The organism is Janthinobacterium amylolyticum, assembly GCF_051380655.1.
In the GTDB taxonomy this organism is placed as follows: Bacteria; Pseudomonadota; Gammaproteobacteria; order Burkholderiales; family Burkholderiaceae_D; genus Janthinobacterium.
Window position 1 is genome coordinate 520,075 of the sequence record NZ_JBNYXL010000001.1, and the last position, 20,427, is coordinate 540,501.

Annotated in this window: 19 protein-coding genes; 11 read left to right on the forward strand and 8 right to left on the reverse strand. The window is 63.7% G+C overall.

Features of this window, described 5'->3' with window-relative positions:
• Window positions 1-7 precede the first annotated feature (7 nt).
• From ACQ4WR_RS02445 to ACQ4WR_RS02455, 3 genes are read left to right on the forward strand one after another with little or no spacing between them, the layout of a single operon-like run.
• On the forward strand, window positions 8-181 hold the full coding sequence (locus ACQ4WR_RS02445) for a hypothetical protein (RefSeq protein ID WP_180979479.1): 174 nt from the start codon (window positions 8-10) through the stop codon (window positions 179-181).
• Window positions 182-207: 26 nt separating this feature from the next.
• Window positions 208-993: a DUF1700 domain-containing protein gene (locus ACQ4WR_RS02450; RefSeq protein ID WP_436485067.1), complete on the forward strand. Its 786-nt coding sequence runs from the start codon at window positions 208-210 to the stop codon at window positions 991-993.
• A 10-nt stretch (window positions 994-1,003) separates the two neighbouring features.
• On the forward strand, window positions 1,004-1,810 hold the full coding sequence (locus tag ACQ4WR_RS02455) for a head GIN domain-containing protein (RefSeq protein WP_102296355.1): 807 nt from the start codon (window positions 1,004-1,006) through the stop codon (window positions 1,808-1,810).
• 170 nt (window positions 1,811-1,980) lie between these two features.
• Here ACQ4WR_RS02455 and ACQ4WR_RS02460 read toward each other — a convergent pair whose 3' ends face one another.
• Entirely contained in the window at window positions 1,981-3,222 is a 1,242-nt protein-coding gene (locus ACQ4WR_RS02460; protein WP_436485069.1) for a TIGR03862 family flavoprotein, read from the reverse strand.
• 155 nt (window positions 3,223-3,377) lie between these two features.
• Here ACQ4WR_RS02460 and ACQ4WR_RS02465 point away from each other — a divergent pair, with 155 nt between their 5' ends.
• Window positions 3,378-3,611 carry a hypothetical protein gene (locus ACQ4WR_RS02465; RefSeq protein ID WP_102299123.1) on the forward strand — a complete coding sequence of 78 codons (234 nt, stop codon included), beginning with the start codon at window positions 3,378-3,380 and terminating at the stop codon, window positions 3,609-3,611.
• 47 nt (window positions 3,612-3,658) lie between these two features.
• Here the strand turns inward: ACQ4WR_RS02465 and moaD are convergent, their stop codons facing one another.
• Genes moaD through thrC form a run of 3 tightly spaced genes read right to left on the reverse strand, consistent with a single transcriptional unit; the run spans window position 3,659 to window position 6,658 of the window.
• Entirely contained in the window at window positions 3,659-3,925 is a 267-nt protein-coding gene (moaD, locus tag ACQ4WR_RS02470; RefSeq protein ID WP_102299124.1) for a molybdopterin converting factor subunit 1, read from the reverse strand.
• A gap of 10 nt (window positions 3,926-3,935) precedes the next feature.
• Entirely contained in the window at window positions 3,936-5,162 is a 1,227-nt protein-coding gene (locus ACQ4WR_RS02475; RefSeq protein ID WP_102299132.1) for a molybdopterin molybdotransferase MoeA, read from the reverse strand.
• A gap of 14 nt (window positions 5,163-5,176) precedes the next feature.
• Window positions 5,177-6,658: a threonine synthase gene (thrC, locus tag ACQ4WR_RS02480; RefSeq protein ID WP_436485071.1), complete on the reverse strand. Its 1,482-nt coding sequence runs from the start codon at window positions 6,656-6,658 to the stop codon at window positions 5,177-5,179.
• A 281-nt stretch (window positions 6,659-6,939) separates the two neighbouring features.
• On the opposite strand from thrC, the gene ACQ4WR_RS02485 reads away from it, so the two are divergent.
• Window positions 6,940-7,680 (forward strand): AAA family ATPase, encoded by a 741-nt coding sequence (locus ACQ4WR_RS02485; RefSeq protein WP_102299127.1) that lies wholly within the window; start codon window positions 6,940-6,942, stop codon window positions 7,678-7,680.
• Window positions 7,681-7,934: 254 nt separating this feature from the next.
• On the opposite strand, the gene ACQ4WR_RS02490 is transcribed toward ACQ4WR_RS02485, so the two are convergent.
• Genes ACQ4WR_RS02490 through kbl form a run of 3 tightly spaced genes read right to left on the reverse strand, consistent with a single transcriptional unit; the run spans window position 7,935 to window position 11,593 of the window.
• Window positions 7,935-9,335: an L-serine ammonia-lyase gene (locus ACQ4WR_RS02490; protein WP_436485073.1), complete on the reverse strand. Its 1,401-nt coding sequence runs from the start codon at window positions 9,333-9,335 to the stop codon at window positions 7,935-7,937.
• A 48-nt stretch (window positions 9,336-9,383) separates the two neighbouring features.
• Window positions 9,384-10,349, reverse strand: coding sequence for an NAD-dependent epimerase/dehydratase family protein (locus ACQ4WR_RS02495; protein WP_102299129.1), 966 nt, complete (start codon window positions 10,347-10,349; stop codon window positions 9,384-9,386).
• A gap of 20 nt (window positions 10,350-10,369) precedes the next feature.
• On the reverse strand, window positions 10,370-11,593 hold the full coding sequence (kbl, locus tag ACQ4WR_RS02500; RefSeq protein ID WP_102299130.1) for a glycine C-acetyltransferase: 1,224 nt from the start codon (window positions 11,591-11,593) through the stop codon (window positions 10,370-10,372).
• A 221-nt stretch (window positions 11,594-11,814) separates the two neighbouring features.
• Here kbl and ACQ4WR_RS02505 point away from each other — a divergent pair, with 221 nt between their 5' ends.
• From ACQ4WR_RS02505 to ACQ4WR_RS02530, 6 genes are all read left to right on the forward strand, one after another.
• Window positions 11,815-12,390, forward strand: coding sequence for a helix-turn-helix domain-containing protein (locus ACQ4WR_RS02505; protein ID WP_102299134.1), 576 nt, complete (start codon window positions 11,815-11,817; stop codon window positions 12,388-12,390).
• Window positions 12,391-12,571: 181 nt separating this feature from the next.
• Window positions 12,572-13,498, forward strand: coding sequence for an STM4015 family protein (locus ACQ4WR_RS02510; RefSeq protein ID WP_436485075.1), 927 nt, complete (start codon window positions 12,572-12,574; stop codon window positions 13,496-13,498).
• A gap of 25 nt (window positions 13,499-13,523) precedes the next feature.
• Entirely contained in the window at window positions 13,524-14,633 is a 1,110-nt protein-coding gene (locus ACQ4WR_RS02515) for an STM4014 family protein (protein WP_436485077.1), read from the forward strand.
• Window positions 14,626-15,468: an STM4013/SEN3800 family hydrolase gene (locus tag ACQ4WR_RS02520; RefSeq protein ID WP_436485079.1), complete on the forward strand. Its 843-nt coding sequence runs from the start codon at window positions 14,626-14,628 to the stop codon at window positions 15,466-15,468. Before ACQ4WR_RS02515 ends, ACQ4WR_RS02520 begins: the two co-directional genes overlap by 8 nt.
• Window positions 15,465-16,844 (forward strand): STM4012 family radical SAM protein, encoded by a 1,380-nt coding sequence (locus ACQ4WR_RS02525; protein ID WP_436485081.1) that lies wholly within the window; start codon window positions 15,465-15,467, stop codon window positions 16,842-16,844. Before ACQ4WR_RS02520 ends, ACQ4WR_RS02525 begins: the two co-directional genes overlap by 4 nt.
• Window positions 16,838-17,740 carry an STM4011 family radical SAM protein gene (locus ACQ4WR_RS02530; RefSeq protein WP_436485083.1) on the forward strand — a complete coding sequence of 301 codons (903 nt, stop codon included), beginning with the start codon at window positions 16,838-16,840 and terminating at the stop codon, window positions 17,738-17,740. The genes ACQ4WR_RS02525 and ACQ4WR_RS02530 overlap by 7 nt, the downstream gene beginning before the upstream one ends.
• 229 nt (window positions 17,741-17,969) lie before the next feature.
• On the opposite strand, the gene ACQ4WR_RS02535 is transcribed toward ACQ4WR_RS02530, so the two are convergent.
• Window positions 17,970-20,153 (reverse strand): prolyl oligopeptidase family serine peptidase, encoded by a 2,184-nt coding sequence (locus ACQ4WR_RS02535; protein WP_436485085.1) that lies wholly within the window; start codon window positions 20,151-20,153, stop codon window positions 17,970-17,972.
• Between the last annotated feature and the right edge of the window lie 274 nt (window positions 20,154-20,427).

Below are 20,427 nucleotides of genomic sequence, written 5' to 3' on the forward strand. Positions count from 1 at the left end.
GACCACCATGCACACCACCTTGCACCTGAAAAACAGCTTGAAAGCCGTGGCGCTGCTGGCGCTCGTGGCCGTGGCCACCGTGCTCGTCATTGACGTGCAGCAAGTGCAACAGGTACAACAGACGCAGCATGCCCCCTTGCTGCTGAGCCAAGCCAGCATGCTGCTGGCGGCAGTCGGCTGAGCGGCATACGGGAGGACAGGAAAAATATGATGAACAAGCAAGACTATCTCGACGCGCTGCGGCGCGCACTGGCGGGCTTGCCACCGGACCTGGTGGCCAAGACGCTCGATTACTACGAACAGACGTTCATCGAAGGGGCTGCGGCCGGCCGCAGCGAGCAGGAAGTTGCCGACGACCTCGGTGATCCGAAGAAGATCGCCATGACCTTGCGCACCAGCACCCATCGCCAGGCCTTCGAGCAGAAAAAAAACCCCGTCAACCTGCTGCGCCTGCTCGTCTCGCTGGTGGGACTGGCCATTTTCAACCTGTTCATGGTCGTGCCCGCCGCAGTGTATGCGGCCCTGCTGGCCACCCTGTATGCCGTGGGCCTGAGCTTTTATCTGGGCGGCATCGCCATCACGGCCAGCGGCCTGTCCGGCGCCAACGAACTGGTGCTCGACGGCCCCATGCGCCACATCTTCATCCAGGACGACGATGCCGATGGCGACCCACGCCGCGAAACACGCATCACCATTGGCGACACGGGCATTCGGGTGCAGCATGTGCCCGGCCCCGTCCAGGACGACGCTGAGGCCGCATCGCCCAGCGCCTCGTCGCGCGTGATCGAACGGGCCGAGGCGCTGGCCGGCAGCGGCATCCGCATCTCGACCGACATGGACCGCGATGCGCGCACCACGCAAACCGTCTTCGGCATGGGCATGTTATTGGGCGGCATCGCCATCTTTCTGCTCAGTCTGGTGGTCACGCGCTATACCCTGATCGGCATCAGGCGCTACGCCGCCATGAATGTTTCCCTGCTCAAAGGTCACTAGAAAGGCTGCCATGAAACGCTTGCTCAAAGTTGGCCTGTCCATGTTCCTGCTGGCCCTGGTCCTGATCGCCATGTCGTATGCGGCACTGCGCGCCAAGGGCATCAGCAGTCCCAGCAGCGCTGCCGGACGGGCCGTGCGCAGTGAAACGCGGCCCATTGCCGCAAATATCACCAGCATCGACCTGGCCGGCCCCATCGACCTGGTGCTGCGCCGCGGCGCCACGCCCTCGCTGAAAGTCAGCGGCGAACAGCGCTTGCTGTCGAACGTGGACACCAGCGCCGACGGCACGACCCTGCATATCGGCCCGAAAGGCATGCTCTTCCACCATCGCCAGCCGCTGCAGGTGGAACTGGTGCTGCCCGCCCTCGTGCGCCTGGATGTGCATGGCAATGGCGACAGCAAGGTCACGGGATTTTCCGGCGACAGTTTCATCCTGGAATTGATGGGTTCGGGCAACGTCAGCTTCACTGGCCGCTACAAGCAGGTGCAAGCCACCGTCAACGGCAGCGGCGACCTCGACATCAATGCGGGCAACAGCGACAGCGTGGTACTGGAAATGGTGGGCTCTGGCCGCATCTCGGCCAGCGGCAATACCAAGTTCGTGCGCGCCGACCTGAGCGGTTCGGGAGATATCGATGCCGAGCACCTGGCCGCCGACAAGGCCAGCGTCAGCCTGCAGGGCTCGGGCCAAAGCAGCCTGTTCGTGCGCGACGCCGCCAACCTGACCCTGCGCGGCAGCGGCGACATCCACGTCTACGGCAACCCGCGCCAGCGCGAAGCGCAAAAAAGCGGTTCAGGCGACATCATCTGGCATTGACGAGGACAGCCGCTCACAATCTGCTACGCGGCGCGATTTGCGGCTGGCGATGCTCGCTGCCTCGGCGGCCCCGTACTCGCATACAGCTGCGCTTTTCAGCCACAACTCGGGGCCGCTCGCTACGCTTGTGAACGGCGTCGTGGCGCAAACGATTCAATGCCGTTGTGATTTCAAGAATTCTCTTCCAGCCAACGCACCGCCTGCTCCCCAGCCGCCTTGCCTTGCGCCAGGCAGGCCGTCAGCAGGTAGCCGCCCGTCGGCGCTTCCCAGTCCAGCATTTCTCCCGCCACGAAGACGCCCGGCATGGCGCGCAGCATGCTGCCGTCAATGCCGTCGAACGCCACGCCGCCGGCGCTGCTGATGGCTTCATCGATGGGCCGCGGGCGCTGCAAGGTGACGGGCAGCAGCTTGATGGCGTCCGCCAGTCTGGCTGCATCGGCAAAATCGGCCGCGCTCAGGCATTCGCGCAGCAAGCCCGATTTCACGCCCTTGATGCCGAGGCGGCTGTTCAGGTGGCTGGACATGGAACGCGAACCGCGCGGGCGCGTCACTTCCTCGAACACGCGTTCATGCGTGTGGTCGGGCGCCAGGTCGAGCCAGATGGTGGTGCTGCCTTCCTGCGCGATCTGCTCGCGCAGCGCGGCCGACAGCGCATAAATCAGGCTGCCTTCCACACCGCCTTCGGTGATGACGAACTGGCCCTGGCGCTTGATCATGCAGTGATCGATGTTGCGCGCCGAGATGGCCACCGTCGTCAGCGGTTCGCCCGCATGGCGGCTGCTGAAATGGCTGCTCCAGTCCACGTCGAAGCCACAATTGGCCGGTACCAGGGGCGCCACGGCCACGCCGCGCTCGCGTAGCAGCGGCACCCAGGCGCCGTCCGAGCCCAGGCGCGCCCAGCTGCCGCCACCGAGCGCCAGGATCACGGCGTCGAAGGCGCGCAGGCGCTCGCCATCCGGCGTGGCGAAGACCAGCTGGCCGTCGCGCCAGCCCGTCCAGCGGTGGCGCATGTGAAATTGCACGCCCGCTTCGCGCAGGCGGTGCAGCCAGGCGCGCAGCAGCGGCGCCGCTTTCATATCCGTGGGGAAGACGCGGTTCGAGGAACCGACGAAGGTCTCCACGCCCAGGCCGTGTACCCAGTCGCGCACTTTTTGCGGACCGAACTGGTCCAGTGCAAGCTTGATGCGCGGCGCCTGACTGCCGTAGCGCGAGACGAAGGGCTGGTAGCCTTCCGCATGCGTGATGTTCATGCCGCCGCGCCCCGCCAGCAGGAATTTGCGGCCGACCGATGGCATGGCGTCGAACAGTTCCACCCTGGCGCCCTGGCCGGCCGCCTCCTGGGCTGCCATCAGGCCGGCAGGGCCGCCGCCGATGACGGCGATGTGAAACGGAAGGGGACTGGAGTTGGTCATGGCAAGCCGGGAGGACGGTGTAAACCCCGGCATTTTAGTCGAGATAGGGCCAGCAGATGGCAATAATGCCGAAAAATGATGCATACTGCGCTGAGATGCCGCAGCGATCAGCGGCCAGACTTCACCAGACAACGAGACGACAAGAGGAGAAACACATGGGTGCAGGATTCTGGATTTCCCGCTATTTGCTGGCCAGTTCGATTTTATTCATCATCCTGACGGTGGTCGAGTACAGCAAGGGCACCACCAGCCAGGCGGACATACTCAGCGCACTGGCCTGGTCGCTGGTGGCATCGGCCATCTTCATCGGCTCGAAATACTGGCGCTACCGGAAAGCCGTTGCCTGTGCCACGTGCAGCGGGGACAAGCCGAAAGCCAAGTCTTCATGAAAAAACGGCCACTTCAATGAAGTGGCCATCTTATTTGGGGAGCGGGATCAGCCGCCCGTCACAGGCGGGAAGAATGCCACCTCGTCGCCATCGCCGATCACGGTATCGGCGCCACACATCACCTGGTTGTGCGCCATGCGCAGCGCGCGGCCCTGGGCCAGCGCGTATTCCCAGTTGCCGCCACGGGCAATCAGGTACTGGCGCACGTCGCCCACGGTCCGCAGCGGTTCGGCCCCCTCTTCCACCACCAGCACTTCCTGTGCCGTGCCCAGCAGCTCGCGCACGCTGGCAAAAAATCGCAGATTGATCTTCATCGATGCTTCCTCAGTACAGCAATTCGTTAAACGGGATAAAACGCAGCATGTCGCCGCGCGCGATCGACAGGCCCGGCGGGCAATCGATCAGGCCATCGCCCCACACGGTGGACGTCAGCACGCCTGAGCTCTGGTTGGCGAACAGTTCCAGCTCGCCGTCATCATTGATCTTCGCGCGCAAGAATTCATTGCGCTTGTCCGCCTTCAGGCGCTCGAAGGCGGCCGGCAGCTTGTAGCTGCGCGGCGCCAGCGGACCTGCCACGCCTTGCAGGCGCAGGATGAACGGGCGCACGAAGAGCAAAAACGTGACAAAGCTGGAGACGGGGTTGCCGGGCAAGCCGACAAAGAACGCGTCCTTGACTTCGCCAAACGCCAGCGGTTTACCCGGCTTGACGGCGATCTGCCACATGTTCAAACGCCCCTCCGCTTCCACGGCCGGCTTGATATGGTCTTCCTCGCCCACGGACACGCCGCCCGAAGTGATGATCAGGTCATTGCCTTCGGCCGCCTGGCGCAGCACGGCTTTTGTCGCTTCCAGGCTGTCGGGAACGATGCCCAGGTCGGTGATTTCACAGCCCAGGTTTTCCAGCAGCCCCCGCAAGGTAAAGCGGTTCGAGTTGTAGACGGCGCCCGGCGCCAGCGGTTCTCCCGGCATGGCCAGCTCGTCGCCGGTGAAAAAGACCGCGACGCGCAGCTTGCGCAGCACAGGAACTTGGGCCAGGCCCACCGAGGCGGCCAGGCCCATTTCCTGGCTGCGCAGGCGGCGCCCGGCGCCCAGGATCACGCCGCCGGCGCGGATATCCTCGCCCTGGCGGCGCACCCATTCGCCGGCTTTCGGCACGTGATTGACCGTTACCACGCCATCCATCACACTGCACTGCTCCTGCATCACCACGCAGTCGGCGCCGTCCGGAATCAGGGCGCCCGTGAAGATGCGCGCGGCCGTCCCCGGCTGCAGGGGCTGGCCCACGTGGCCGGCCGCGATGCGCTGCGACACGGGCAAGCTGGCCGCGCCGCTGGCGCAATCCTGGGCGCGCACGGCATAGCCATCCATCTGCGTGTTGTCGCGCTCGGGCACGTTCAGGGTCGACGTCTGCGCGGCAGCCAGCACGCGGCCGTTGGCGCGCATGGTGTCGACCAGTTCGATGTCCGTCACCGGGCGCGCCGCGCCCAGCATGAAGGCTTGCGCTTCGGCCACCGACAGCATCGGTTTGCGTACAGTGCTGGCGTCTGTCATCACAGTCCCGCTCATCACAAGCCCGTATTTGCGGCGATATACGCCTTCATCTTTTCCACATCGGCGTCCATCACGACGAACTTTTGCGGCAAGTCTTCGATGTTCTCGAAGCCGGCTGGGCGTTCCGCGTCCACGCCCAGCGCTTCGAGGATGGTTTCGTTGAATTTGGCCGCCAGCGCCGTTTCCAGCACGATCATCGGCACGTTCGGCTCCAGGTGCTCGCGCGCCACCTTGATGCCGTCGGCCGTATGCGTGTCGATGGTGATGCCGTAATCGTCGGCCACGTCGCGGATGGTGTCGAGACGGTCCTGGTGCGTGGACTTGCCCGACTTGAAGCCGTACTTGGCGACGAGCTTGAATTCGTCGCCGTCGCTGCCAGGTTTACCCGACAAGTCGAAGCCGCCGTGGGTTTCCACTTTGCCAAACAGCGCGCGCACGCGGTCGCTGTCGCGGCCCACGAGGTCGTAGACGAAGCGCTCGAAGTTCGACGCTTTCGAGATATCCATCGACGGGCTGCTCGTATGGTAGGTTTCGGCGGACTTGCGCACGCGGTAGACGCCCGTGCGGAAAAATTCGTCGAGCACGTCGTTTTCATTCGTCGCGGCCACCAGTTTCGAGATAGGCAAGCCCATCATGCGCGCGATATGGCCGGCGCAGATATTGCCGAAATTGCCCGATGGCACCGTGAACGAGACTTTCTGCTCGTTGCTGGTGGTGGCCGCCAGGTAGCCGCGGAAGTAGTACACCACCTGCGCCACGACCCTCGCCCAGTTGATGGAATTGACGGTGCCGATCTTCTGTTTCGCCTTGAACGGCAAGTCGTTCGACACGGCCTTGACCATGTCCTGGCAGTCGTCGAACACGCCTTCGACGGCGATGTTGTAGATATTCGGGTCTTGCAGGCTGAACATCTGCGCAGTCTGGAAGGCGCTCATTTTCTTGTGCGGCGACAGCATGAAGACGCGGATGCCCTTCTTGCCGCGCATCGCGTATTCGGCCGCGCTGCCCGTGTCGCCCGAGGTGGCGCCGAAGATATTGAGTTCGGCGCCCGTCTTGGCCAGGGTGTATTCAAACAGATTGCCCAGCAACTGCATGGCCATGTCCTTGAAGGCCAGGGTCGGGCCGTTCGACAGGGCCTGCAGGATCAGGGTGGTCGATCCGCCCTTGACGACATTTTCTTCCAGCACGCGCAGCGGCGTGATGTCGGCCGCGTTTTCGCCGGCGCGGGCGTTCTTGTAGACTGCCTTGGTATAGGTTTTCGCCGTCAGTGCCTTCAGGTCCGCGGCCGGGATATCGGTGGCGAACTTCTTCAGGATTTCGTAGGCCAGGTCGGCATACGACAATGTGCGCCAGGCGTTGAGCTCGGCACCAGTGACTTGCGGGTAGTGTTCAGGGAGATACAGTCCGCCATCGGGGGCCAGGCCGCCCAGGAGGATGTCGGAGAATTGCTGCAGATTCGATGGCGCTTTGTCAGCGCGGGTAGACACGTAATGCATAGATTTGAAGAGTCCAGTTGAGCTGAGTGCGGTTGATCATGAATGGCAGCGGATATTATAGTGCCAGCCGCCGTCCAAGGCGAATCGCGTGGCGCGGGGCTGCTCAGGATGTGACAATTGGAGAGCCTGAATATTGCCAAACAGGCCATAATGCATCAGATCAAGCCAGGCGGACATGGCTGGCGTGCGCACTGGCGCGCGCCGCCGATTTGCGCCACACTGTGCCTGCCTCCCCGTCACGTGACTATGAAAATCGAGAAACCTGGAGTCGAAAGCCGGCCATGTCGCTGAATAAAAAACCGTACCTGCAAAGCGCCGCGCTGCGTCCCGACGCCGTCGTCGACCTCGAGCACTACCCGTTCACCATCCCCGCCATCCGCGACTTCGTGCACATGGACTTCCACCGCGACGTGACGTTTTTCGTGGGCGAGAACGGCAGCGGCAAGTCCACCATGCTTGAAGCGCTGGCCGTGGCGCTGGGTTTTGGCAAGGATGGCGGCACGCGCAATGTGCGCATCGAACTGCCATCGGACGAGGAGTCGGGGCTGCACGCGCATCTGCGCCTGAGCAAAAGCTACAAGAAGCCCGACGACAGCTATTTTTTGCGCGCCGAGAGCTTTTTCAATGTCGCCACCTATATGGACACCATGCCGGCATACCTGGGCAGCTACGGCGGCAAGTCGCTGCACGCGCAGTCGCATGGCGAAGCGTTCATGGCGACCCTGATCAACAAATTGCGGGGCAAGGGTTTATATCTGCTGGACGAGCCCGAGGCGGCCCTGTCGCCGAGCCGCCAGCTGGCGGCGCTCTCCGTGATCCACCAGCTGGTGCAGGACGATTCGCAGCTGATCATCGCCACCCACTCGCCGATCCTGCTGGCCTACCCGAACGCGAAGATTCTGATGTTTACGGGCGGCGGCATCCACGAAGTGGCGTATGAAGACACCGAGCACTTCGCCGTGACGCGCGATTTTCTGAATAACTACCCGAGGAGGCTGGAGCAGTTGTTTGAGGAGGAGTGAGTTTGTCGGGAGACTGCTGTGGTGATGTCGGCTTGCTGCTGTGTTGATGTCGGCTTGCTGCGGTGGTGATGTCGGCTTGCTGCTGTGGTGATGTCGGCTTGCTGCTGTGGTGATGTCGGCTTACGCGCTTTGCGCTAAGCCGACCTACGCCGACCTGCGCCAGCCTGCGCCGACCTGTGCCGACCTGCGACATTGCCACTCGCCGTAGGTCGGATTAGCGCTTGCGCGCGTAATCCGACAACACCACCGGCGCATCAGCAAGCCGCGTGGTTGACTGTGATAACGTGGACGGCCAGCCCGCCCAGCGACGTTTCCTTGTACTTGTCCTGCATGTCCGCGCCCGTCTGGCGCATGGTTTCGATGACTTCGTCGAGGCTGACGAAATGCGTGCCGTCGCCTTTCAGCGCCAGCGAGGCGGCCGTGATGGCTTTCACGGCGCCCATGCCATTACGCTCGATGCACGGGATCTGTACCAGGCCGCCGATCGGGTCGCAGGTCATGCCCAGGTGGTGTTCGATGCCGATTTCAGCCGCGTTCTCGATCTGTTCATTCGTGCCGCCCAGCGCCGCCACCAGGCCGGCCGCCGCCATGGCGCAGGCCACGCCCACCTCGCCCTGGCAGCCCACTTCGGCGCCCGAGATCGAGGCATTGCGCTTGCACAGCATGCCGATGGCGGCCGCCGTCAGCATGAAGCGGCGCACGCCGCCTACCGGATCGCTGGGGCGGCAGTCTTCCGCGTAGTAACGCAGCACGGCCGGGATGATGCCGGCGGCGCCATTCGTCGGCGCCGTCACGACCCTGCCGCCGGCCGCGTTTTCCTCGTTGACGGCCATCGCGTACAGGCTGACCAGGTGCACGGCGTCGTGCGGCAAGTCGTTGGCGCGGTTGTCCGATTCTTTCGCATCCTGCGCCAAACGCCACAATTTGGCGGCGCGCCGCTTCACGTTCAAGCCGCCGGGCAGGTTGCCCGTCGTTTCCAGGCCGTGCGCGATGCAGTCGCGCATGACGTGCCAGATGCGGTCCAGTCCTTCATTGAGTTCCGCATCGCTGCGCTTGACACACTCGTTCGCGCGCAGCATTTCCGGGATCGACAAGCCGCTTTCCACGCCGTGCGCCAGCAACTGGTCCATCGTGTCGAAGGGGAAGACGACGCGCGCGGCGGCGGCCGATTCCACGGCCGCTTCCGCCTGCGCCTCGCCCGCTTCGCGGATAAAGCCGCCGCCGATCGAGTAATACACCTTGTCGACCCGGCTGCCGTCCGCCAGTTTCAGGGTAAACAGCATGCCGTTCGGGTGTTCCGGCAGGGATTCGCTCTTGTGCCAGATCAGACCGGTAGCGGCCGTGAATGGCACAACGTGGGTGCCCAACAGCGCGATCTCGCCAGCCGCTTCGATGGCGGCCAGCTTGCTGTCGACTTCATCGGGCGCCACGCCTTGCGGCGTCTCGCCCATCAGGCCAAGGATGGCCGCCTTGTCGGTCGCGTGGCCTACGCCCGTCAGCGCCAGCGAGCCATACAAGGCCACTTCCACGCCCACTACCTGGTCCAGCGGACCGTATTCGACCAGAAAACGCCGCGCCGCCACCATCGGCCCCACCGTGTGGGAACTCGACGGCCCGATGCCGATCTTGAACAGGTCAAATACGCTCATATCCATGTAGTGTCTCTTTATATTAGTATGTTTTTATGAATGCCGGTGCAGGACTCAGGCCGCCTTGGCAGCCTGCCCTGCATCGACGTTGGCCAGCATGTCCGTGACCATCTGTTCGACGCCGATTTGCGCCTTCCAGCCCCAGTCGGCGCTGGCGGTGCTGTCGTCCAGGCTTTGCGGCCAGCTGTCGGCGATGGCCTGGCGGCTGTCCGGCTTGTAGCTGATCTTGAAGTCCGGCACCATGTGCACGATGGCTTTCGCCAGCTGCTCGGGGTTGAACGACACGCCGGCCACGTTGTACGACGAGCGGATCTTGATCGACTCCGCCGGCGCGTCCATCAGTTCGATGGTGGCGCGGATGGCGTCGGGCATGTAAATCATCGGCAAGGTGGTATTCGCATCGAGGAAGCAGTCATAGCGCTCGCCGCGCAAGGCCGCGTGGAAGATGGCGATGGCGTAATCGGTGGTGCCGCCGCCCGGAGGCGATTTGTAGCTGATGATGCCCGGATAGCGGATGCTGCGCACGTCCACGCCATACTTGTTGAAGTAGTACTCGCACAGGCGCTCGCCGGCCAGCTTGCTGATGCCGTACATCGAGGTCGGGTCCATCACCGTCATTTGCGGCGTGTTCACCTGCGGCGTGTTCGGGCCGAAGGCGGCGATCGACGACGGCCAGAAGATGCGCAGCGGCTTGCCCGCTTCGCCACGCTCGCGCGCCAGCTCCAGGATATTCAGCAAGCCATCCATGTTCAGGCTCCAGGCCTTCAATGGCGCCGCTTCGCCCGTGGCCGACAGCATGGCCGCCAGCTGGTACACCTGGGTGATGTTCTCGTCGGCGATGATGCGCGCCAGGCCGTCCTTGTCCAGCACATTGAGCTGCGCGTAGCGCTTGGCCTGGTACAGATTGTTCGTGCCGATGTCGCTGGCGATGACGTTGTCCGCGCCATGCTGCAGCGCCAGCGCGCCCACCAACTCACTACCGATTTGACCGTTTGCGCCAATGACTAAGATGCGTTCCATGCTATTTTCCTGAATTCTTGTTAATTGGTAGTGGTAGTGGTCAGCAAACCGAGTTCCTTGCCAGCCTGCTCGAAGGCGGCCAGTACCTTGACCAGCTGTTCGCGGGTGTGGGCAGCGGACAGCTGCACGCGGACCCTGGCCTGGCCCATCGGCACGACCGGATAGAAGAAGCCCGTCACCAGCACGCCCAGTTCATACAGGCGGGCGGCGAATTTCTGCGCCACGGGCGCATCGAACAGCATCACGGGAACGACAGGGTGCGTGCCCGGCTTGATGGTAAAACCGATGCGTTCGATTTCGCTGCGGAAGAAGGCCGTGTTTTCATGCAGGCGGTCGCGCAGTTCCGTCGACTTGGCCAGGCGTTCCAACACCGACAGCGAGGCGCCGGCGATCGATGGCGCCAGGGTGTTCGAGAACAGATAAGGACGCGATTTCTGGCGCAGGGTGTCGATGACTTCCTTGCGCGCCGACGTGAAACCGCCCATGGCGCCGCCCAGGGCCTTGCCCAGGGTGCCCGTGATGATGTCGATGCGGCCCATCACATTGTGGTGTTCGTGCGTGCCGCGGCCCGTCGCGCCCATGAAGCCGGACGCGTGGCATTCGTCGATCATCACCAGCGCGCCGTACTGGTCGGCCAGGTCGCAGATCTTGTCAAGCTGCGCGATCGTGCCATCCATCGAGAAGACGCCGTCCGTGACGATGACTTTATGGCGCTTGCCGGCGGCGATGGCCGCTTTCAGCTGCACTTCCAGGTCGGCCATGTCGTTGTGGGCGTAGCGGTAGCGGCCAGCCTTGCACAAACGGATGCCGTCGATGATGGAGGCGTGGTTCAGCGCGTCGGAGATGATGGCGTCGTTTTCATCAAACAGCGGTTCGAACACGCCGCCGTTGGCGTCGAATGCCGCCGCGTACAAGATCGTGTCTTCCGTGCCCAGGAACGCGGAGATGGCCTGTTCCAGTTCCTTGTGCACGGTTTGCGTGCCGCAGATGAAGCGCACGGACGACAGGCCGTAGCCGTACTTTTGCGTAGCGGCGATGGACGCCTCTTGCGTCTGCAGGTCGCCCGACAAGCCCAGGTAGTTGTTCGCACACATATTGATCAGGGTACGGCCATCGTCGCACACCACTTCGGCGCCCTGGCGCGAGGCGATCACGCGCTCGGGCTTGTACAAGCCCTGCTGGCGCAGTTGATCGAGGTTCTGTTGCAGACCGCTGAAAAAGGTGTTCTTCGCTTGCTCGCTCATGATGATCCTTGTGTGTCCCTGTTGTATGTATGGCATCCGGGTAACCTCAACCGCCATAGGGGAAAGCAGCCGCTTGACCGGTGCGCGCACTATGCTGTACCGTGAAGCGCTGTTTGAAGTCTACACGTTTCCGTGTTTTTCCTCAAAATCCACTATTTCGAACTGAAATTCAATATAGTGGATATTACCCAAGCCTTTTGAACTTTGCAAGCCAACTGCCGATGAAAACCAGCGTTTCGACCAATTCCCCCCCTGAAGTGGGTGCCACACTGCAACGCTTGCGCCTGGCGCGTGGCCTGACACTGGAGGATTTGTCGCGCATCGCCGGCGTATCGAAGTCCATGCTGTCGCAAATCGAGCGCGAAAAAGCCAATCCCACCATCGCCATCACCTGGCGCCTGGCCAATGCGCTGGGCGTGCAGATCGGCGAACTGCTGTCCAGCGCCGAGAAAGCCGTGGAAACCATCCGCGTCACGGATGCCCACGAAACCCCCACCCTGCCCGGCGACCACGCGGGCTACGTGCTGCGCATCCTCGGACCGATGGAACTGGCCGGCAAATATGAATGGTATGAAGTGACCCTGGCGCCCGGTGGCGAACTGGCGTCCCAGCCGCACGACCCGGGCACCACCGAGCATTTGACGGTCATCCACGGCAACCTGGAACTGGAAGTGGGCACGGCGAAGAAAAAGGTCAAGAATGGCGGCACGGCCAGGTATCCGGCAGACCAGCCGCATACCATCCGCAACCTGGGCAAGACCGAGGGCAAGGCTTTGCTCGTGGTCATCCACAGATAAGCATCTCCTGCAGTGCGCAATATGCCTAAATGTCTATGCTAAGATTTTAGAATAAACAAGATTTCCAGGCCTGGATGTCTTCGCAGAGCGTCGCGGCACATCCCGGCTCGTCCAGCATCGTCCAGCAGCGCTGCCACACGCGCGGCATCCAGGCCTCCAACGCTAACACGGAGCCACAGCGATGACCATTTCCGACAGCACCACCACCTTCCACAATAAAAAAGTCGTGCAGTACGACCCGGACCTGCCGTTCGACGGCTCGCCGGACATCGTCTACCGCCTGTCGCTCGAGTACGACGACGAGCGCAAGATGGACGAGCTGATCGCCGGCTTCCTGGACAAGGCCGACAAGGGCGCGCTCGAAGCGCTGGTCATCGGCATGTGGGGCGACCCGTACGAATCGGGCGCCGACGAAGTGATGGCCGCGCTGATCGCGCGGGCCGGCGAGCTGCCCAACTTGCGCGCCATCTTTGTTGGCGACATGACGTACGAGGAATGCGAAATCTCGTGGATCGTGCAAGGCAGCTACAAGCCGCTGCTGGACGCCTTCCCGCTGCTGGAAGAATTGCGCATCCGCGGCGGCAATGAACTGGTCATCGAACCATTCGCACACCAGCACCTGCGTCGCTTCACCATCGAATCCGGTGGCCTCGACCAGAAAATCGCCGAGGCGCTGGCGCAATCGAGCATGCCGAAGCTGGAACACCTGGAACTGTGGCTGGGCACGGACGACTATGGTTTCTCGGGCGACGTGGAGCTGTACCGCAAGGTGCTGGCGCAGCTGGCCGTGCCCACCCTGAAATATCTCGGCTTGCGCGACGCGGAAATCGCCGACGACCTGGCCGTGTGGCTGGCGGAAGAGCCGCTGGTGGCGCAGCTCGACATCCTCGACCTGTCGCTGGGCACCATCGGCGACCTGAGCGCCGTGGCCGTGCTCAATCACACGCAGCTGGGCAAACTGAAACGCCTGGATCTGTCGCACCACTATATTTCGGCAGAAAACCAGGCCAAGCTGAAGGCGCTGCCGTTCGAGGTGGTGCTGGACGACCCGCAGGAAGCGGACGAGGACGACGGCGAAAGCTACCGCTACGTGGCCGTGGGCGAGTAAGCGCCAGACTAGCGGAGCGTCATCCTTGTCTTTCACTCTCACCCTGCTGGCCACGGCTGGCAGCAAGCGCGTGCGCCTGATGCAGGCGGCGCGCGCACACCTGCGCCTGCCGCCCGCGCAGGTGCTGGAGTGGCGCGACTGGCTGGCGCGGCCGGCCCTGCTCGGCGACGCGCTCAGCCAGCCTGGCCTGCTGAAGATCGAACCGCCGGGCGACGACCCCGCCGCCCACCGCCTGCTGCTCGATGCCGGCCGCCGCCTGCAGGGCCGCGCGCCCCTGCGCACGCCCGAACATGGCGAGCTGCTGGCGATGGATGCCTGGTTTGCCGGTTTTTCCAGCGCCATGACTGATCTGGCGGCGCAGCTGGCAGCCTTGCCGCACGTGCGCGTCTTCAATGCGCCGCCCGACATCATCTGCATGACGGACAAGCTGGCCTGCCAGCGCCACCTGGCCGCGCGCGGCGTGCCCGTGCCCCGGCTGCTGGGCCCCGTGCACGGCTACGCGCACCTGCAGGAACTGCTGCGCGGGCATGCGCTGGACCGCGTGTATTTAAAACCGCGCTATGGCTCGTCGGCCTCCGGCGTGGTCGCCTACCGCAGGAACAAGACGGGGCGCCAGCAAGCCACCACCTCGGCCAGCTTGTTGTGCGCGAACGGGGAAACGCGCCTGCTGAACAGCAAGCGCCTGTCGCGCTATGAAAACGAGCACGACATCGCCGCCCTTGTCGACACGCTGGCCGCGCAACATCTATATGCGGAAGCCTGGCTGAACAAGCCGCGCTGCGGCGACAGCCATTACGACCTGCGCGTCGTCACGCTTGGCGGCCGGCCCGCGCACCGCGTGGCGCGCATCGGCGACCAGATGATGACCAATCTGCACCTCGATAACCGGCGCGGCGACGCGGGCGGCCTGCTGAGCGAGGCCGACATGCTGGCGCTGGAAGATACCGCCACCCTGGCGGCGCGCGCCTTTTCCCGCAGCCACGTGACCGGCCTTGACCTCGTCGTGCGCCATGGCCAGGCCCGCGTGCTGGAAGCGAACGCCTTCGGCGACCTGCTGCCTGGCCTGTTGTGGCAAGGCGCGGACACCTACGCGGCGCAACTGGCCCAACCGCCCCACTTCACGCATCATGCCTAAAGAAACACCCAATATCCCCGACATGCACGCCATCGTGGGCAGCCACGACATCGTCTTCATCACCCTCGACACCCTGCGCTACGACGTGGCGCAAGCCCTGTACCAGGCGGGCGAACTGCCCGTGCTGGGGCGCTTGCTGCCGCCGGGCGGCTGGGAATGCCGGCATAGCCCCGCCACGTTCACCTATGCGGCGCACCAGGCTTTTTTTGCCGGCTTCCTGCCCACGCCCGCCGCGCCAGGACGCCACGCGCGCCTGTTCGCATCCGCCTTCGCGGGCAGCGAAACGACGTCACCTCACACCTTCACGTTCGAGCAGGCCGACCTTCCCGCCGCGCTGGCCGCGCGCGGCTACCGCACCATCTGCATCGGCGGCGTGGGCTTTTTCAACAAGCAGACGGCCCTGGGTACGGTGCTGCCGTCGCTGTTCCAGGAAAGCCACTGGAGCGCGGCCATGGGCGTGGCCAGCCGCCACTCGACGCAAAAGCAGGTGGCGCTGGCCGTGGCCCGCCTGGCCGAAGGCGAGCAGCGCACCTTTTTGTTCATCAACGTGGCCGCCCTGCATGCGCCGAACCGCGCCTACCTGCCCGGCTGCCGCAGCGACACTTTGGACAGCCATGCTGCCGCCCTGCGCTACGTGGATGGCGCGCTGGCGCCCTTGTTCGCCGCCTGCACGGCGCGCGCGCCCACCTTTGCCATCGTCTGTTCGGACCACGGCAGCGCGTACGGCGAAGACGGCTACCGCGGCCACCGGTTGGCGCATGACAGCGTGTGGCAGGTGCCGTACGCGCACTTCTTCCTCACGCCACATACCATTTCCCAGGAGTCCCCATCGTGAACCCTTCCGAACAGCCGGGCACCCTGGCGCAGCGCATGCGCCACACGCCCTACCAGGCGTATTCGTACTCGTATCCGCACAAGGCGGCCTACCGCGCCTTGCCGCAAGCGACACCATTGGCGCCATTGTGGGCGCAGCAGGACCGCTCCGCCCTCTTCGCCTACATCCACATCCCGTTTTGCGAGATGCGCTGCGGCTTTTGCAACCTGTTCGCCATGGCCCGTCCCAGTGCCGACATGGTCGAGCGCTACGTGCAGCAGGTGCTGGTGCAGATGCGCGCGATGGACGGCGCCCTCGGTGAGCGGCGCTTTGCCCGTTTCGCGCTGGGCGGCGGCACGCCCACCTATCTGTCGCCCGCGCAGCTCGACACCTTGCTGTGCGGCGCGCGCGACACCCTCGGCATCGATTTGCAGCAAACGCCGGCCGGCATCGAAGCCTCACCGGAAACCATCACGACCGAGCGGCTTGCCGTGTGCCGCGCGCATGGCATCGACAGGGTCAGCCTGGGCATCCAGAGCTTCGCCGCCGGCGAGATGCGCGCCCTGGCCCGCCCGCAGCAAAACGCCACCGTGCATCACGCCATCGGCCTGATACGCGCGGCCGGCTTTCCCACCCTGAACCTGGACCTGATCTACGGTATCGCCGGGCAAACCGTAGCCAGCCTGCTCGCCTCCATCGACAGCGCGCTGGCGTTTACGCCCGAGGAAATCTACCTGTACCCGCTGTATGTGCGCGAGCAAACAGGGCTTGGAAAAGTGGCGCGGCGCCAGGGCGCCGAAACACTCAACCCCATCATGCTGGCCCGTGACGGCGACAGCCGCCTGGCGCTGTACGCGGCCGCGCGCGACCATTTGCGCGCCCACGGCTACGAGCAGGTCTCGATGCGCATGTTCAGCGCGCCCCATGCACCGGAGCAGAACGGCCCATCGTACTGCTGCCAGAACGACGGCATGGTGGGCCTGGGCGCGGGCGCCCGTTCCTACACCTCGCGGCTGCACTATTCGAGCGAATACGCGGTGGCGCGCACGGAAACCATCGGCATCATCGACAACTACCTGGCACTGGACGAGGCGCGCTTCGCGCAGGCCGAACATGGCCATGTGCTGGACGGGGAAGAACAGCGCCGCCGCTACGTGATCCAGTCGCTGCTGACGCAGCCAGGCCTGGACCGCGACGCCTACGCGGCGCGCTTCGGCACGCGCTGCGAGCTTGACCTGCCGCAGCTGGCCGAACTGCACGCCCTGGAACTGGTGGAAGAAGTGGGACCATTGCTGCGCCTGAACGACCATGGCTACAGCTATGCCGACACCATCGGCCCGTGGCTGGCCTCGGACAAGGTGCGCGCGCTGATGGCCGAAGGCGGCCAGGCGTGCTGACAGCGCCGCCGGGCTTCGCGCAAGCGGGGACGCTGTCGCTGCTGTACCGGGGCACCCTGGCCAGCTGCAACTACGCCTGCGGCTACTGTCCCTTCGCCAAGAAGCGCGACAGCCGCGCCGCGCTGGCCCGCGACGCGCGCGAAGTGGCGCGTTTTGCCAACTGGGTGGCGGCACAAAAGCGGGACATCAGCGTACTATTCACGCCCTGGGGCGAAGCGCTGGTACGGCGCCACTACCGCACGGCCATGCAAGCCTTGGCCGCCTTGCCGCATGTGCGCCAGGTGGCGCTGCAAACGAATCTGTCCGGCCCCCTCGGCTGGCTGGATGACATGCCGGGACGGGAAAAGATTGGCCTGTGGTGCACCTACCACCCCGGCCAGACGACACTGGTGCGCTTTCTCGAACGCTGCGCGCGCCTTGACGCCATGGGCGTGCGCTATTCCGTCGGCGTGGTCGCGATGCGCGAGCAACTGGACGCCATCCGCGCCCTGCGCGCCGCCCTGCCCGTCCACGTCTACCTGTGGCTCAATGCCTATGACCGGCGCGGCCCCGGCTACTACAGCGAAGCTGACCTGGCCGAGCTGGACGCCATCGACCCGTGGTTCGCGCACAACCGCCGACCGTCCCCCTCGCGCGGCAAACCCTGCCTGGCGGGCGAACTGGCGCTGTCCGTCGATGGCGACGGCGAACTGGCGCGCTGCCACTTCGTGCCGCAGCGGCTGGGGAATCTGTACGCGAATGACCTGGCGGATGTGCTGCAGGAACGCCCCTGCCCGCGTTTCAAATGCGATTGCTATATCGGCTACGCGCAGCGCAAGGATCTGCCGTTCCAGGCGGAGTTTGGGGAGGGGGTGCTGGCGCGGATTGTGGACGCAGGCCGGCGTAGGTCGGATTAGCGGCGGCACGCCGCGTCATCTGACAACATTGCTGACGCCGGCACCGGCGTGTCGGATGACGCGCTGCGCGCTAATCCGGCCTACCGGTCAAGTGCTATCGGCCATGTTTTGGGCAGGTGTGCGGGCGAGAATACCCCCAGCCCCGGTCCTGGCTTAAAAGTGCTGCGACAGGCGCAAAAAAGCGCGGGTCAACCTCACCCGCGCTTTTCGATGTGCAACGGTTACAAGATTACTGCGCCGCCACCTTGGCCGGTTCCGCCGGTGCGGCTGGCGTCATCTTCAAGGAACGGCTGAGGAAGCCCCAGCGGTCCGCCACTTCTTCGATCTGCTTGGCCGTCGGCTTGCCGGCGCCATGGCCCGCCTTGCTGTCGATGCGGATCAGCACGGGTGCTGCGCCGCCTTGCGCTGCCTGGGCGGCGGCAGCGAACTTGAAGCTGTGGGCCGGCACGACGCGGTCGTCATGGTCGGCCGTGGTGATCATGGTAGCCGGATAGCAGCCGCCCGCCTTCAAATTGTGCAGCGGCGAGTATTTCACCAGCGCCTTGAACTGCTCGGCATCATCGGACGAACCATAGTCAGGCACCCAGCCCCAGCCCACGGTGAACTTGTGGAAGCGCAGCATGTCGAGCACGCCCACTTGCGGGATGGCTGCGGCGAACAGGTCCGGACGCTGCGTCATGGCCGCGCCCACCAGCAGGCCGCCATTGCTGCCGCCGCCGATCGACAGTTTCGCCGGCGACGTCACCTTGTTGGCCACCAGCCATTCGGCCGCGCCGATGAAATCGTCAAACACGTTTTGCTTGTTCAGCTTGGTACCTGCCTGGTGCCAGGCTTCGCCGTATTCGCCGCCGCCGCGCAGGTTGGCCATCACGTAGACGCCGCCCATTTCCACCCAGGCAAGATTCGCCACCGAGAAGCTAGGCGTAAGCGAAATATTGAAGCCGCCATAGCCGTACAGGTAGGTCGGGTTGGAACCGTCGAGCTTCATGCCTTTTTTCGAGACGATGAACATCGGCACCTTGGTGCCGTCGCGGCTGGTGAAGAATTGCTGGCGCGTTTCAAAGGCGTTCGGGTCGAAATCAACCTTCGGCTGGCGGTACACCGTGCTCTTGCCCGACTTCATGTCGTAGCGGTAGATCGTCGCCGGGGTGGTAAAACTGGTGAACGAATAGAACGTTTCCGAATCGCCACGCTTGCCCGCAAAACCACCGGCCGAACCGATGCCTGGCAAGGCCACTTCGCGCACCAGCTTGCCGTTCAGGTCGACGATCTTGATTTGTGTTTGCGCATCCTTGAGGTAGTCGAGCACCAGCTGATTGTTGATCAGGTTGACGGCGACCAGGGTTTCCTCGCTTTGCGGCACGACTTCTTTCCAGTCGGCAGGCGCAGGCTTGCGCGTATCGATGGCGATCACGCGCGACTTCGGCGCCTTGTTGTCGGTCTTGAAGAAGAAGACCGGGCCGTCATTGTCGATGAACGAATACGAGGCATCGAACGCTTCCAGCAAGCCCACCACCTTGGCGTTCTTCTGGCGCAAGTCCTTGTAGAAGACGCGGTTCTTGCGCTCCGTGCCTTGCGTGGCCGTGATGATCAGGTAATTGCCGTCGTCGCTGACGGTGCTGCCGCCAAATGCCCATTCCTTCTGGTCGGGACGGTCGAAGACCAGCACGTCATCGCTTTGCGGCGTGCCGATTTTGTGGAAATACAGCTTCTGGAAATAATTGATATCGGCCAGCTTGGTGGCTTCGTTCGGCGCGTCGTAGCGGCTGTAGAAGAAACCGCTGTTGTCCTTGGTCCACGAAGCGCCCGAGAACTTGGCCCACTTGATGTGGTCTGCCAGATCCTTGCCCGTGTCAATGTCGCGCACCTTCCACTCGTTCCAGTCGGAACCGGAAGCGGCCGTGGCGTACGCCAGGTATTTGCCGTTCGGGCTGATCGAGGTGCCGGCCAGCGCCACCGTGCCGTCCGACGACAGGGTGTTCGGGTCCAGCAGCAGGCGCGGCTCGTCCGCCAGCTTTTTCACCGTGTACAGCACGGCCTGGTTTTGCAAGCCGTCATTGCGGCTGTAGAAGTAACGGCCGCCCTGCTTGGTCGGCGTAGAGAAACGCTCATAGTTCCACAGCTTGGTCAGGCGCTGCTTGATCGCTTCGCGCTCGGGGATGGTGCCCAGGTACGATTGCGTCAGCTTGTTTTGCGCCGCGACCCACTCGCCCGTTTCCGCGCTGTTGGCATCTTCCAGCCAGCGGTACGGGTCGGCGATGGTGGTGCCGAAATAGCTGTCTTGCTGGTCGACTTTCTTGCTGACCGGATAGGTAACGGCGGCGCTGTCGCCAGCCGGGCAGGATTGTGCCATGGCATTGCCACCGAAAGCGGCCAGCAGGCTGAATATGAGGGTTGCACTACGTAATTGCATGGGTTGTTTGTCTCATTGTTGGATGTCGAGGAAAGCAGGCCGCTCAAGCAAGCACGGCAGCTGCCCATGGTGACTTTCGCCAAGGGAAATCATAGCGCGGATTGCCACTTTTAATGCACAGTTATCACCGGAATTTGCCATCTTTTATTTGGACAATTTCCATGTATTGCCATGATTAATCGCGCTTTCGACGTGGATCGGCAAACGCGATGTCTTTGGCCACCTGGCAAGAAACATTGTCAAAATCAAATACATTTCATCAAGCTGTCATAAA